The organism is Paenibacillus alkalitolerans (assembly GCF_016482785.1).
In the GTDB taxonomy this organism is placed as follows: domain Bacteria; phylum Bacillota; class Bacilli; order Paenibacillales; family YIM-B00363; genus Paenibacillus_AE; species Paenibacillus_AE alkalitolerans.
Window position 1 is genome coordinate 57,182 of the sequence record NZ_JAEMXM010000004.1, and the last position, 14,828, is coordinate 72,009.

General features: G+C 56.2%; 8 protein-coding genes and 1 pseudogene. 5 read left to right on the forward strand and 4 right to left on the reverse strand.

The features are described from left to right. Positions 1-3: 3 nt before the first annotated feature. Entirely contained in the window at positions 4-1,569 is a 1,566-nt protein-coding gene (rlmD, locus tag JET16_RS08770) for a 23S rRNA (uracil(1939)-C(5))-methyltransferase RlmD (RefSeq protein WP_233531299.1), read from the reverse strand. A gap of 206 nt (positions 1,570-1,775) precedes the next feature. On the opposite strand from rlmD, the gene JET16_RS08775 reads away from it, so the two are divergent. Then, the gene (locus JET16_RS08775; RefSeq protein WP_199615457.1) at positions 1,776-1,940 is read left to right on the forward strand and encodes a hypothetical protein; all 165 of its coding nucleotides are present in this window, start codon (positions 1,776-1,778) and stop codon (positions 1,938-1,940) included. 95 nt (positions 1,941-2,035) lie between these two features. Here JET16_RS08775 and JET16_RS31240 read toward each other — a convergent pair whose 3' ends face one another. Next, positions 2,036-3,367, reverse strand: a complete 1,332-nt coding sequence (locus tag JET16_RS31240; protein ID WP_456093979.1) for an Lhr family helicase — start codon at positions 3,365-3,367, stop codon at positions 2,036-2,038. A 522-nt stretch (positions 3,368-3,889) separates the two neighbouring features. Next, positions 3,890-6,355, reverse strand: a pseudogene (locus JET16_RS31070) (DEAD/DEAH box helicase); the annotation flags it as partial. A gap of 384 nt (positions 6,356-6,739) precedes the next feature. Between JET16_RS31070 and JET16_RS08785 the strand changes: the two are divergent. The 4 genes from JET16_RS08785 (at position 6,740) to JET16_RS08800 (ending at position 12,499) form a co-directional block, all read left to right on the forward strand. Next, complete coding sequence (locus tag JET16_RS08785) at positions 6,740-6,973, forward strand: DUF1450 domain-containing protein (protein WP_199615459.1); 234 nt, start codon at positions 6,740-6,742, stop codon at positions 6,971-6,973. A gap of 109 nt (positions 6,974-7,082) precedes the next feature. Continuing rightward, on the forward strand, positions 7,083-7,775 hold the full coding sequence (locus JET16_RS08790) for a DNA-binding response regulator (protein ID WP_199615460.1): 693 nt from the start codon (positions 7,083-7,085) through the stop codon (positions 7,773-7,775). Positions 7,776-8,845: 1,070 nt separating this feature from the next. Beyond that, positions 8,846-10,618, forward strand: a complete 1,773-nt coding sequence (locus JET16_RS08795) for a methyl-accepting chemotaxis protein (RefSeq protein ID WP_199615461.1) — start codon at positions 8,846-8,848, stop codon at positions 10,616-10,618. Between the two features lie 108 nt (positions 10,619-10,726). Then, on the forward strand, positions 10,727-12,499 hold the full coding sequence (locus JET16_RS08800; RefSeq protein ID WP_199615462.1) for a B12-binding domain-containing radical SAM protein: 1,773 nt from the start codon (positions 10,727-10,729) through the stop codon (positions 12,497-12,499). A 17-nt stretch (positions 12,500-12,516) separates the two neighbouring features. Here the strand turns inward: JET16_RS08800 and JET16_RS08805 are convergent, their stop codons facing one another. Next, the gene (locus JET16_RS08805) at positions 12,517-14,685 is read right to left on the reverse strand and encodes a diguanylate cyclase domain-containing protein (protein ID WP_199615463.1); all 2,169 of its coding nucleotides are present in this window, start codon (positions 14,683-14,685) and stop codon (positions 12,517-12,519) included. Positions 14,686-14,828 lie beyond the last annotated feature (143 nt).

The following is a 14,828-nucleotide window of genomic DNA, read 5'->3' on the forward strand; positions in this document are numbered from 1 at the left end:
ATTCTACGTGTCGGTCCGCTTCAATTCGGTTACGCACTCTACATGCGCCGTGTGCGGGAACATGTCGACCGGTTGGACGGAGGCGAGCGTGTAGCCCCCGTCCAGCAGCACCTTGACGTCCTTGGCCAAGGTGGCGGGGTTGCACGAAACGTAGACGATGCGTTTCGGCTTCGTGCGCGTGAGCGCGTCGAGCAGCCGCCGGTCGCAGCCGGAGCGCGGCGGGTCGACGACGGCTACGTCGGGTTTGAAGCCCGCATGGGCCCATTGCGGGAGCAGCTCCTCCGCCAAGCCGGCGTGAAACGAGGCGTTGGCGATGTTATTGCGCCGCGCGTTGCGGCGGGCGTCCTCCACGGCTTCGGGCACCGCCTCGATGCCGCGCACTTCTTTCGCTGTGTCCGCAAGCCACAGCGAGATCGTTCCGACGCCGCAGTAGGCGTCGACGACCGTTTCGGCGCCGGTGAGCGCCGCAGCGGCTTTCGCCGCGTCGTACAGCCGAACCGTCTGCACGGGGTTCAGCTGGAAGAACGCGCGCGGAGAGAGCTCGAACGTCAAGCTGCCCAGACGTTCCTCCATACGCTCGTCGCCCCAGACGACGCGCGTCTTCTCGCCGAACACGAGCGGCGTGTCGGCGGAGTTGACGTTGTGGGCGATCGACACAACGTCAGGCAGTCGCGTGCGCACCTCGCGCACGAGGACCCTCTCCGACGGGAACTCATTTCCCGTGGTGACGAACGTCAGCTGCACCGCTCCCGTGGCGAACGACGCGCGCGCGACCACGGTGCGCAGCGACGAGCCGCCCGATTTATGCGTATGACTGGAAGCCGGCAGAGAGGAGGAGGGGGCGCGCACCGCAAATTCGCCGTACTCCGGCTCCGCAGCCGGTCCCGAGCGAAACTTGGCCGGATCCGCGATCGGGACGCGAAGGGAAGCAAGTATGTCTTTGACCGTGCGCAGCACATGGTTCACTTTCCCGTGCTGCACCGGGCAGCCGGTAATGTCGATCAGGCGTCGCGAACCGGGCGAATACAGTCCGGCGAGCACGGCCTCGCCGGTTTTGCCCAGTTGCAGCTGAGCTTTGTTGCGGTACGCTTGAGGCTCGTCCATCCCGATGATCGGAGACAGCGGAACGTCTTCCGAGCGAAGACCCGCATACCGGTAAAACGCCTCCCGCACAATCTCTTCCTTCTCCCGCAGCTGGCCCGAATAGGACATATGCTGCAACTGGCAGCCGCCGCACTCCTCGTATATGGGGCAAAACGCTTTCGCGCGATCGGGGGAAGGACGCTCCACCTCTATCGCGGTACCGTACAGCAGGTTCGGTTCGGCTCTCGTCACCCGCGCTTTGACGACTTCTCCAGGCAAAGCGCCGTTCACGAACATCGTCTTGCGCCGATAATAGCCGACGCCTTCGCCGTTAATTCCGAGCCGTTTGATCGTTACGACGACGGTGTCCCCGGCCTTTAACCGGTCAGCCTCAGCTTGGGTCACCGCGGGTTTGTCCGTTCTTTTGCCGCTTCTCTCGTTTGTGCTATGTACTTTTTTGCCTTTGAACGTTTTCTCGTTTGCCATTCCGCACTTCTCCATTTTTTGCAATATCATCTTTTTATCACTTTATCACATCTTTATATAGCCTCAAAAAACGGCGGCAGCCGGGTTCGTTCACAATTTCGCAACGGATTTTTAACACGGCTTTCACTTTCCTTTTACATAGGATTGACGGTTCTACAATATAATGAGGAATAGATGGAAGATAATACAAGGGGGAACAGTTTGAAATGTTATTGTATGAAGTGAACCGGTTGATCGAAGAAGGCAGGGTGGCAAAAGACGCGAAAGACGCGGACCGAGCCATACCCGGAGAGCGTTTGTCGAGCGTAGATCTGTTGTTGGCGTTAGTGCAGAAAAGAGAGTCGGAGAGTTTTGCCGAGGAATCGAAGTAACGAAGCGAGCAGGAAGCGGTTCATTGCCTGCTCGCTTTTTTGTTGCTGTAACGGCAATAGGGTGAATTATTGACCCTATACGCAGGGCACTTTCGTCAATTCAGCGTACTCGGCCAGATGACCAGCGAGCCGCGGTCGCGTTCGGCGCCCCGTTCGACAAGCGGAAGGGCGTCCGATGCTTCGGCCGCCTTCCGACCGTTCCAAGTGTCGATCACGATGCGTTTCAGGCCGTTGCGGCGGATAAGCTGGCGGAACACGGGCAGCAGATCGAGCTCCGGACCTGCTTCGGCGAGCCGGACGATATGCTTGCCGTTCGATTCGAACCAATACGCCCAAGATCCGCCTTGAATAATCAACTGATTGCCGGGCTTTCGGGCGAAGTTTGCGCCTTTAAGATCGGGCCAAGGCAGCACGATGCCGTATGGGTTCGCCGGATCGGCGGCGCTGATGATGACGACGTCAGCCGACTCGGAAGAAGCTGCGGATTCCCCCGTCCTGCGGATGGACTCTATCGTTTCGCGCTCCATGAACTGCAATGCCGGGACGCCGTCGACAAACAAGCCGCGCACGAGCATGCCCCATTCCTCAAGCCGCTTCAATACGGGCAGCAGCTCGTCCCAACCATATGGAGCGTAGTGAGCTACGATGTCTTTCGTAAGCATGCCGTGGCTTTGCAGCAGCTGGCGCGCCCAAGCGAGCGCGCATTCGTCGGCAGGCACATGGCCGGCGTCTCGCTCGATTGCGTACCAGCGGCCGAGACCCGATCCGAGCTTCGGATTCAGCTTGCCCTTGGCGAGCAGGAAGTTGCGGATCGGAGCGAAGCTGTCGTTGGCGACGCGCCCTTCCCAGACAAGGTCGATCAGCTTCGGAAGAAGCTCCGAAGGAGGGAGGCCGGCGTCTGCGGACAGCCGCGTCAAGAACGACGCTCCGCGTTCGCGCAGCAGCGCGAGCAGTTCCGGGTGGGCCGGGTCGTCCGCGGGCTGCGGGAGCGCGCCGGGCAGCGCCGCGTTCTCCGCTAAGAAGAAGGCGATGCGGCCTTCTTTCTCCCCGTGCGGTTTCCGGCCTACCCAGACGAGCTCGCCCGACGCGCACAGGTAGTCGAGATCTTCCTTGCGGAATCCCGGCAGCCGGGCGGGAAGAACGACGCTCTCCCATTGGGAGACCGGAAGGAAGAGCCCTTGCAGCAGCCCGATCACGCGCTTCAACGCATCGGCTCCGGCAAGAGGAGGCACAACGGCCAGACCGTGCTTGGCAAGTAGGTGCCGTACCCACCGTTGTGCCGGCACGCGCTTTGCCGCATCGCGGACCGAAGAGAGCGACATCCGGACGATGCGGGAGGCAACCTTGCCGCTGGACCAAAGCGTCGTCTCCCCAGGTTCGGCGAACGGCGCAGGCACGATTCTCTCTTCTTCTTTCCAACGCCTCATCCACTTTTGCGTGAAATCGCCGTTCAATGCGTACCGGCTCCGCAAATCTTCTTCCGTAAAGGCGATTTGCTGATCGATCCAGCGCAGCAGCACAAACATTACCGACAGATCGTCGCGAGGGAACCGTTCATAGGTGTCGGATTCGTCTCTGACGATCCAACGGGTTTCTCCCGCAATTGTGACGGGAACGATGCGATGCTCTCTTTCCATTTGATCGAGCCAGCCGTTTGTTTCATTTCCGGCCCATGCCGTCAGCTGCTGTATGTTTAAATCTCCTCGCCTTTTTAGCAGCGTAACAAGCTCATCCGCCTTATTTCCGGTCGTCCCGGCCAGTTCCAACCGCTTCTTCTCGGCTTCCACGATTTCGGGCTCGATGCGCCGGCCCGTGTCGTCGCCGAACACGCTGCCGGCTAGCTCCCGGCTTACGCCGATGAGCTGCCGCTGCAGGTCCGCACTCGGCGCGTCGCCTTCATACATCATCTGTCCGACGTAATCGATCGCGAATTGCGCCGCGAGGGGAGAGGGCGCATCGCTCTCCACGGTGACGAGAGCGGTATCGCCGTCCAGAAGCCGCTGCAGCGAAAGCTGCAAGCTGTCCAAGTCCAGATGCTCGGTCAAGCATTCGTCCAGCGCGGCGCGGAACAATGGAAACTCCGAAGCAAAAGGCAGCGATTCCCGCAGAAGCTCCTCGGCCCGGACCCGCTTCTGCCACGACGGAACTCGGGCGAAGCCCCGCTGGAGCAGCAGCGCGGTTTCCGCCATCCGGCGAAACGTGCCGGCAAACATGGCTGAGGAGGGCACGGTTTCGATCAGCGCGTTTTTCGCTTTGTCGGGGGTGACGTTCCACAGCCGGTGAATCCAAGACGACTCCCAGTCTTTGAAGATGATTTCGATACCGTTGTCCTTTGCGTTGCCGTAAGGAACGTAGGGGAGAACGTTCGCCCATTCGTGCTGCAGCGCCATGAGCCACGCAAGGTTGACTCGCCGCCCCCAGTAATTATGTATGACAAGATGCGTCTGATTCGTAATGTCGCGATACATTTCGACGACGACCGTCCGGTGGGTCGGCATGCGGGAGACGGCGTTTTGACGCCGGACAAGATCGACGGTTTCCTCCGCTGCGAGCGAGTCCATGCCGTATTCGTCATGCAGCCATTCGATCGTTTCTTCATCGGACTCGTTTCGTTCGATTCGCTCTTGAAGCTGCTCCACGAAACGGCCGATCCGTTCGCCCAGCGAGAAAGACCGACCGCCGCCGCCTCCCCGCCAGAACGGTATTTCGCTGAAGCGGTTGACGGTTTCGTTGACGATGACGCGGTCTTGTTTGATTTCACGGATCATCCACGAATGCGCGCCAAGCTGAAACACGTCTCCGACTCTCGATTCGTGAACGAACTCTTCTTCCAGATCGCCGAGCTGTATGCGTGAGTCCGCGTGATAGACGGGGTAATTCGCGTTGGACGGAATCGTTCCGGTTCCCATTACGGCGGCCATGCGCGTATTGCTTCTGCCCGTGACGGCGCCGGTATCGCGGTTCCAGTCGAGCACCGGGCGGACGAACGGATAATAGCCTGACAGCATGCCGAGAATGCTCTCCAGTGCGCTTCGCGTGAGGCTGCGGTAGACCGCGCTTCGGCGCACGATCGATTCGATGCGTGCCGCGTCCGTATCTTCAACGGCCGCCATCGCCGTCAGCTGCTGCGCGAGCACGTCGAGCGGAGCGTCCGGCAGCCGGATCGGCTCGATATCGCGCGTGCGGATGAGCCGGCACAGCACGGCGGCTTCCGGAAGCTGGGTTCGCGATCGCACGACGATCCGCCCGACGCTGACGTCGCCGACGCCGTGACCGGCGCGGCCGATGCGCTGAATGCCGGAAGCGGCGCTTCCCGGCGAGTCGATCTGCAGCACAAGCTCGATGTGGCCGACGTCGATGCCGAGCTCAAGCGATGAAGTGGCTATGAGGCACCGGAGTTCGCCCGCTTTCAGCATGCGTTCGGCTTCGAGCCGCTGCTCCTTCGACACGCTGCCGTGGTGGGAGCGGGCGAATCCTTGCCCGAAACGGTCGTTGAGGCGGATGACGAGGCGCTCGCAAAGACGGCGGTTATTGACGAAGATGAGGGCCGTGCGGGCATCCCCCATCAGCTGCATCAGGCGGTTGGTCAGCGACAGCCACACCGCGTCCCGGTCTTGCGCCGGTACGGTCGGATCGGGCATGGTGAGGAGCACGTCGAACGTTTTGTCCATTGTGCTCTCTACAATTACAGTTTTGCGCGGCTCGTTGGCGTCGTTCCACCCTGCAAGAAATTGCGCTGCGGTTTCAAGCGGCTTTTGCGTGGCGGACACGCCGATGCGCTGCGGTCCGCGGCCGTCGGTATACAATGAGCACAGCTCCGCCAATCGTTCCAGCGACAGGCTGAGATGAGCTCCGCGTTTATCGGGCGCAAGATCGTGTATTTCGTCGACTATGATGTGCGTGACCGTCTTCAGTATATCGCGGCTCTTCTCCGACAGAAGCAGCAGATAGAGCGACTCGGGCGTCGTGACGAGCATGTCCGGCGGACGCTTGAGCATCGAGACGCGCGTGCTTTGGGGCGTGTCTCCGGTTCTTACCGCGGCGGTGATGCCGGGCCAGTCGCTGCAGCCCGTGTCGTTCGCAATGTCGTTCAGCCGCGATGCGAAACCGACGATGTGATGGTGAATGTCGTTATTCAATGCTTTAAGGGGCGTTATGTATAACAGTTTTACACCGGCACCGGCGCCCTGGCGCAATTTGTTTTTTACTATGGAATCAAGACCGGGAAGCAGCGCGGCCAGCGTCTTGCCGGATCCGGTCGGAGCGGCGATCAACGTGTGTGCGCCTGTGAGGATCGCATCCCATGCTTTTGTTTGCACGTCCGTCGGCTGTCCGAACGAACGGCGAAACCACTCTTTTATGGTCGGATGGAACGTTTCCGGCGGCATTCCAAATCTCTCCTGTTCCGTGCACATTTTGGTTAAGTTGATCGTAGACTTTATCGGCGGGATTTGCAATGTCCGGAGGGAGAGTTAGTTCGTATTTGGGGGAGGGGCGATTAGCGGCGAGGGTGGATTATGAGGTAAGTGTTAGCATAAAGGATTCGCTATGTTCAATCACCGACTTTCAGCAACACAATTGTGCATAATAACGGCGTTTGTTCGTGCTGAAAGTCGGTGATTGGCGGTGGTGGCAGATCATTCTCCACACTGTTCCCGAGCGTCTGTCCATTTTGCAATAAATTTTCATTGACAATGAGAATCGTTATCAGTAAAATCATTGTTAGTTATACTGCCTTACAGGGCTGCTGCTTCAATGTCCTTCTGTTAGCAGCGATAAGGTACGGGAGAATAGACGGCATGAAGATCAATTATTGCTGCAAAAACTTAAAGCGGTGCGAAGGCAAAACCGTGTATAAATCGTTAAAGCAAGAGTTTCCGGATGTAAAGCAGAAGAAGAAAGATTGCCTAGGCCGGTGCGGTTCTTGCAAGAAAGGGGCCATCGCCAAGGTCGGCAAGGGATCGTACTTATGCGCCGCGTCGCCCGACGATCTATATGCTGAAATTAAAAAGCTGCTCGCCCAAACCGGTTGAGTATGTTATAATTTAATAAATTTGTTATAACGCGCAAAGCATGCGCCGCTCACCCTTAGCAAGGGTTGGCGGCGTTTTTGTTTTTGCGGTCTATTTGGAGGAGATGAATGTGACGTTCGATCAGGCTTATGAGAGCTGGTTTTCCAGGCACCTTAATCAGAGTTCGGGCGAGCGAAAGCGGCGTCTCGTTGAGAAATCCGAGAAGAAAGACGAGCAGGGGAATGAAGATTACCCTGAGAAGCTATTTTTACGCAATATTTGGTGGCCGCTTTACGGCTCGCTCGAACATGTCCATCCCGAATATGAGGTTATTGATTTTGCTGGAAAAACTCGTTTTTTAGACGAGGCGCTGGTCCGTTATCCTCTTTTGGTTGATATGGAAGTGGACGGATACGGGCCGCATCTGAGAGATATATCTCGCTGGGACTTTTCCGATGAACGCAGACGGGATCCCGGATTGGAGATCCTAGGCTGGAACGTGATTCGCTTTTCATTCGACGACGTAAAGAAGAAACCGCTGGAATGCCAGCATCTTCTGAAGCATTGGATGGGGCGTTGGACGATCTCGCCGGCCTCCCCGTTTGAACTGAATCTACAGGAAAGAGAAATTGTAAAACTTGCGCTTTCTCAGGGATCTGCGATTAATCTTTCGCAGGTCATGAAACTTCTGTCCATAACTGACAAGCCTGCTAGGAAACTTATGAAAGAATTAGTGAACAGAAAGGTGTTTTCCCCGGTTGGCGTGCAGCGAATTCACGTTTACACATTAAACGCTGATAATGGAGTTGTGTTCCCGTTGTAGCCTACGTTTCACCGCGCGCTGTAACCGGAGTTAGTCCGGTTAGGAGGGCGCAGCAGGCCGACAATGAGCGCTGTAACCGGAGTTAGTCCGGTGAGGAGGGCGCAGCAGGCTGAAAATGAGCGCTGTAACCGGAGTTCCTCCGGTTAGGAGGGCGCAAGTAGTCGAAAATGAGCGCTGGAACCGGAGTTACTCCGGTTAGGAGGGCGCAGGTAGCCGAAAATGAGCGCTGTAACCGGAGTTACTCCGGTTAGGAGGGCGCAAGTAGTCGAAAATGAGCGCTGTAACCGGAGTTACTCCGGTTAGGACGGCGCAGGTAGCCGAAAATGAGCGCTGTAACCGGAGTTACTCCGGTTAGGAGGGCGCTAGTAGTCGAAAATGAGCGCTGGAACCGGAGTTACTCCGGTTAGGAGGGCGCTAGTAGTCGAAAATGAGCGCTGGAACCGGAGTTACTCCGGTTAGGAGGGCGCTAGTAGTCGAAAATGAGCGCTGGAACCGGAGTTACTCCGGTTAGGAGGGCGCTAGTAGTCGAAAATGAGCGCTGGAACCGGAGTTACTCCGGTTAGGAGGGCGCTAGTAGTCGAAAATGAGCGCTGGAACCGGAGTTACTCCGGTTAGGAGGGCGCTAGTAGTCGAAAATGAGCGCTGTAACCGGAGTTAGTCCGGTTAGGAGGGCGGAGCGTGCCGAAAATGAGCGCTGTAACCGGAGTTACTCCGGTTAGGAGGGCGGAGCGTGCCGCAAATGAGCGCTGTACCCGGAGTTACTCCGGGTAGGAGGGCGCAGCAGGCGGAAAATGAGCGCTGTAACCGGGGTTACTCCGGTTAGGAGGGCGGAGCGTGCCGCAAATGAGCGCTGTACCCGGAGTTACTCCGGGTAGGAGGGCGCAGCAGGCGGAAAATGAGCGCTGTAACCGGAGTTACTCCGGTTAGGAGGGCGCAGCGTGCCGAAAATGAGCGCTGTAACCGGAGTTAGTGACTGCTCGAAAATTTCAAACGCGCCAATGTTCATTGTTTATTCGTCCGCCAATCGCTACACTGTTAATCAGATTAACTATAAGGCAAGGAGAATACATATGTGGAAGCGCTTACGATTTTCTATGAAACTTGTCCTACTTCTGACGGTGCCGATCGTTGCCCTCATAGCAAGCGGGGTGGGACTTATGATTTACAACAAGATGGCGTCGGACCGCCTCATTCAAACGCTATATGAAGAGGCGTATCAAGCAAACAATTTGCTGCTGAATGCGGACCGCGATTTGTACCAAGCGCTTACCGCCCAGCGTACGCTCCTATACGTTTCGGCTGACGGCGCGAAGTCCGGGCAATGGCGGGAGTCGTTTGAAGAGAACGCCGGACAAACGAAAGAGCGGGTCGGACAAGCCCGGACGATTCTCGAAGCGCAGCGGGAGCGGCTGGAAGCCATTCGCTTGCAAGAATCTCCGATGAACGCATTCGAACATCTGGACACTTTCTTCCTCCACTTCGAGCAATGGGTGCAAGATAGCGCGGCGTATGAAAAAGAGCTTGCATCCGGAAAAATTACCGATCAAGCGTCGGCCGTAAGCCGGCTTGAGGCGTTGGACGAGAGTGTCATGAAAGCGAGGGACAGCCTGGATTTGGTGGAGGCGATCATCGACTCGTACGCTGTCGAAACCATCCGATCGATAGAGGAGTCGAAGAGGCGGATCGATGCCTGGACGGCGGCCGCAATCGCGATATTGACCGCAGCGGTTATAGCCGTAGGGGCGCTGCTTACGCGCAGCGTTGCCGGCACGCTCCGGCAAACCGTGGAGATGATCGGAAGAATGGCGGACGGCGATCTGACCGGAGAATCGATTGTGAGCCGGTCAACGGACGAATTCGGCCGCTTGGCGGACGGGATGAACCGGATGGCCGAAAAGTGGCGCGCCGCGGTAGCGGAATTGCAGTCCTCGTCGGACCATGTGCTGTCCTTCTCGCAGCAATTAACGGCGAGCTCGTCGCAGACGAGTCAGGCGAGCGAGCATATTGCCGCTACGATGGAGGATGTTTCGAACGGAACGGAAAGACAGCATAACAGTGTGGACGAATGCGTTAAGGCGATCGATACGGTTAGCGCGGCGGCGGAGGACGTGGCGGCAGAATCGCAGCGTTTGGCCGGATTTACGGAGATGTCCGGGAAAGAAGCGGTAGAAGGGGCGGCCCTTATGAGCGCGGCTTCGATACAGATGCAATCGATTCGCAGGGCGGTGGATGCGTTAGGGCAAACGCTGGAACGGTTGAGCGAACGCTCCGGTCAAATCGGGGAGATGGCCCGAACCATTACGGACATTTCCACCCAAACGAACTTGCTGGCGCTCAATGCCTCGATTGAAGCCGCCAGAGCCGGCGAACACGGGCGGGGCTTCGCCGTAGTCGCCGGTGAAGTGCGCAAGCTTGCCGAACAATCGGAGGCCGCTTCCAAGCTTGTGACCGAACTGATCGGATACATCGGCGAAGAAACGGACCGCGCGGCTGACGTAATGGAACAGACGCGGGCGGAAGTATCGGAAGGCGTCGCCTCCATGTCGACGGCGGAAATATCGTTTGAAAAAATCCGGAGCGGTTTGAATGAAGTTTCCGTCGGCGTCGAACAGACGGGATCGTCAATGGAACGCATGGCGGCTAACGTAAACCGGTTGTCGGAGCTGATCCGCGGCATCGCTCTAGTGGCTCAAGAAACGACGGCCGGCACGCAAAACGTATCCGCCGCCACCGAACAACAGTTGGCTTCGATGGAGGAAATCGCCTCCAACGCGGAGGAATTGACGGAAATGGCGAAGCGGATGAAGGCGCTCGTCTCGCAATTCCGCATACAAGCCGGATAAGCGGAAACCGGCATATAGTCGCGCAAACAAAATCGTATTTTGTAAGGGGACCGCGGTTTGGCTACAATAGAGGGAAGGACGGACATAGAAAGGTAGAAGCATTTTGCCATGAAAACGGTTCTAGCAACTCTTAACGCCAAATATATCCATATGTCGCTTGCGCTGCGTTATTTGAAGGCGTTCAGCGGCAGCCGGTTCGATATCGACATCGCCGAATACACGATTAAAGATCCCGCATTGAACGTGGTGACGGATTTGTTCCGCCGCGCACCCGACATTGTCGGGTTTTCGTGTTATATCTGGAACATTGAAGAGACGATCCCGATCATCCGCATGCTGAAGAAAATACGTCCGGATATCCGCATCGTGCTCGGCGGACCGGAGGTTTCGTACGACACGGAATATTGGATGGAGCGCATTCCCGAGGTTGACTTTATCGTGGTCGGAGAAGGGGAGGAGACGTTCGACCACCTACTGCGGGAGCTGTCGCCGGACGGCGCGCGGAAGTATCATCTCGTGTTCGGGCTTGCGTACCGCGGCAAAGAGGGCGCGATCGTCGTCAATCCGGGACGGCCGAAGCTCGCGCTCGACGACATCCCTTCGCCGCATTATTTTCCCGGGGACACGGAGTCGCTGCCGAAGCGGGTCGTGTATTTCGAGACGAGCCGCGGATGCCCGTTCTCCTGCCAGTTCTGCTTGTCCAGCATCGAGGTAGGAGTCCGTTACTTCAATATCGAGCGGACGAAGCGGGATTTGCTGCACTTGATCCGGTCGGGGGCGAAGCTTATCAAGTTCGTCGACCGGACGTTCAACATCAAGCGGGACTATGCCATGGAGGTCTTCGAGTTCCTTATTGCGAACCACGGCGGCTGCACGTTTCAGTTTGAAATAACGGCGGACATTATGCGCCCCGAGGTGCTCGACTATTTGGCGGAGCATGCGCCTCCGGGCGTGTTTCGATTTGAAATCGGGGTGCAGTCGACGAACGACGAGACGAACGAAATTATCCAACGCCGGCAAAACTTCGCCAAGCTTTCGCGGACAGTTACGAAGATCAAGGAAAGCGGCAAAATCGCGCAGCACCTGGATCTGATCGCGGGCTTGCCCGAAGAAGATTACGCCTCCTTCCGCAAGACGTTCAACGATGTGTTTGCGTTGGGACCGGAAGAGCTGCAGCTCGGTTTTTTGAAAATGCTGCGCGGAACCGGGGTGCGAGCGAGGGCGGCGGATCACGGTTATGTATACACGGATCGTGCGCCTTACGAAATTTTGGGGAACAACGTGCTCTCGTTCAGCGACATCGTGCGGATCAAGCAAGCGGAGGACGTGTTGGAAAAGTACTGGAACGCGCACCGGATGGACCGCACCGTCCGGTATTTGATCGATCGTCAGTTTGAATCGGCGTTCGATTTTTTCCAGCAGTTCGGGACGTTCTGGGAAGAGCGCGGGTGGGAGCGGATCGGTCACCAGCTGGAGGATTTGTTTTTGCGGCTGCGGGAATTTTTGCTGCATCGGCGGATTAACGATTTCGATGCGGCCGAAGGGCTGATGAAGTACGATTATTTCACGCAGCACAAGTACAAACCGCGAAAAATTTGGTGGAACGTGCTGCTCTCGGAAGAGGAGCATTCGCATTGGATGCGCCGGCTGAGCGAGTGTCCTGAAGACGTGTCGCCCGAGTTTGCCGCACTGGGGCTTAGCGAGCGGGAGCTGCACAAGCAGGTGATGATCGAGAAGGTTCCTCTGGACCTGAGAAAGCTGTTGGCTTCCGGGCAGGCGGACCGGTCGGGCGAAACGCTGCTGATCGCGAGGTTTTCTCCGGATTCTTCCGCCTATGCCGATGTGTTTACTATGCCAATGGAAAGAGCCGTCGTCGGTTGACGAACGGTTTTTTTTTTCTAATTCATTGCCGATATCTTTGAATAAGAAGGAAACTTCACGATTACCGTCGTCCCTTCGTTCATGGCGCTTTCCACGATCAATTCCCCCTTGTGCTGCTGGACGATTTGATTGCATAACGTCATCCCCAGGCCTATCCCGTTTGTCTTGGTTGAATAGAACGGTTCCCCGAGCTTCTGAACGATATCTTCGGGCATTCCTTTGCCGTTGTCCCGGATTGTAAGTATAACGGTGTCTTCATCGCGATCGGCGGTCAACAGGACGTCGACGTCACCTTGCTCCTCCAATGAATCCAGCGCGTTGCGGATGAGATGAAGGACAAGCTGGGCCAACCGGTTGGGATCTCCGTAAACGGTCGGTATTCCGTCGGTATGATCGAAATGGATTTCCGATTTTTGCAAGAAGGCTTGGCCTTTCGCCGAATGAATGGACTGCTTGACGCAATCGAGCAAATCCGTCTCCCGCAGCTGCAGCTCGTGAGGTTTCGATACGATGAGAAGCTCGCGGACGACGAATTCGATTTGGTCCAATTCCCTGCGCATCGTTTCGAAATGATTCGGATCCAGCTTCGGCTTGCATAATTGGAGAAATCCCTTGAGCGTCGTGAGCGGATTTCGAATTTCGTGAGCGATGCCTTCCGCCGTATTTCCGATCACATCCATGCGGTCGGCTTTTCTGGCGAGCTCCTGCAGTTTCTTTCGTTCCGTAATATCTATGAACGTTACGACGCCGCCCAACACCCGGTCGCGATCAATCATGGGGCTGCAAATATATTCGACGGACAACGGGAGATCGTTCTTGCGGTACAGCGGCGCATCCAATTGATGGCGGAGCACGCCGTCCCGAAGCGTCATCGTTATCGGAAAATCGGCCGCGGCTGCCGATGGATCGTCCGCAAACAGCATATGGATTTCCTTGCCGACCAGCTCATCTTGAGGATACCCCGTAAGACGCACGGCCGCGGGGTTCGCGAACGTAATTTTTCCTTGGCTGTCCAATCCGCAGATGCCGTCGCCCGACGCCTCCAAGATCGATTCGTAATGGTTCTTGAAGAAGTCGCGCTCTTGTTCCAGCTGGGTGCGATCGACGAAAGCGGAGACATCGCCGTAGAAGCAATACCGGTTCTTTCCTTGGTGTTTGGCGACGATTAACGCTTCTTCGGCATGCTGAATAAGCGTGGACAGATCGTTGGAGGGGCCGCTGACCCCGATGGATACCGTTAATTTGCCGTACGGTTGCTTCTCGCTGCCGGAGAAAGACGTGTGTTCGATATCCGACCGTACCCACTCCGCTATGGCGCAAGCGGTATCCTTCGAATCTACCGGCAGCACGGCGACAAATTCTTCTCCTCCGTACCGGGCGACAAATCCTTTTTCCCCGATCGATTGCTTTATCGTTGTGCCGAAATGCGATAACAGGCCGTCTCCGATGATATGGCCATGGGCGTCATTATAATGCTTGAAGTGGTCGATATCGATCATTAGCAAAAATATCGGTTGATTGGATGCGAGAGTTGCGGCCTTCTCGTGGAAAAAGCGAATGTTGGGCAGGCCGGTTTTCGAATCGTAATTGGACAGCTTCTCGTATTCGCGCTTGATGATCCTGTTTCGGCTGTAATCGTTGTAAATCCAAGTGATGGCAATAGCGGACAAATTGCCGAACAAGGAGCTGATGATCGAAATTTCAGTCCATTGATACAAAGGCAGTTGGGTGAATACGAGACCGCCGAACCAATGAACAAAGTAGAACAAATTGACGGATATTAATACGTCGGCCATTCGAGGCAACTTATATTCGGACTTTTCAGATTTATCGTGAAACATGGCCCCGAGCAAAACGGGAAGAACCATCGTAACGACGCTTTCCGCCGCTGCGGAGTCTCCTCCCATATACAGGCGGTAAGCGGCGGGGAGCAGAGCGGCCGCGAGTCCCGCTTTCCATCCTTTCAAATAGGACAAAAGCAGCAGAGGAATATATCTCAAGTCGAAGTAGTGGGCTTCGATCCGATAAGGATGCAGCATGGCGGAAAAAGATAAAAAACTGGCGGAAAGAGTCGGAAACCAGCTCCAATTTATATTCGGATAATTGGCTGCCAAATCTCTCATTTTTAATAAGATTAGAGTGATAGCGACATACAACGCCAGATCTACCACAAAAGTAGCTATCACGTGCAAAATCCCCTCTTGGAAAGTTATGTATCTATTGTAAACGTTGCGTCTATTCTAGTAAATGAACAATAAGAAGCGTATTTGTAAATGATTAATAAAGTTCAATTTTACTAAAGAATAAAAGTGAAGACGACAAAAAAAAG

Bases quoted from the DNA above. Each gene is read 5' to 3' on its own strand.
- rlmD (WP_233531299.1), bottom strand. From the start codon at position 1,569: ATGGCAAACGAGAAAACGTTCAAAGGCAAAAAAGTACATAGCACAAAC.
- JET16_RS08775 (WP_199615457.1), top strand. From the start codon at position 1,776: ATGTTATTGTATGAAGTGAACCGGTTGATCGAAGAAGGCAGGGTGGCA.
- JET16_RS31240 (WP_456093979.1), bottom strand. From the start codon at position 3,367: ATGAGGCGTTGGAAAGAAGAAGAGAGAATCGTGCCTGCGCCGTTCGCC.
- JET16_RS08785 (WP_199615459.1), top strand. From the start codon at position 6,740: ATGAAGATCAATTATTGCTGCAAAAACTTAAAGCGGTGCGAAGGCAAA.
- JET16_RS08795 (WP_199615461.1), top strand. From the start codon at position 8,846: ATGTGGAAGCGCTTACGATTTTCTATGAAACTTGTCCTACTTCTGACG.
- JET16_RS08800 (WP_199615462.1), top strand. From the start codon at position 10,727: ATGAAAACGGTTCTAGCAACTCTTAACGCCAAATATATCCATATGTCG.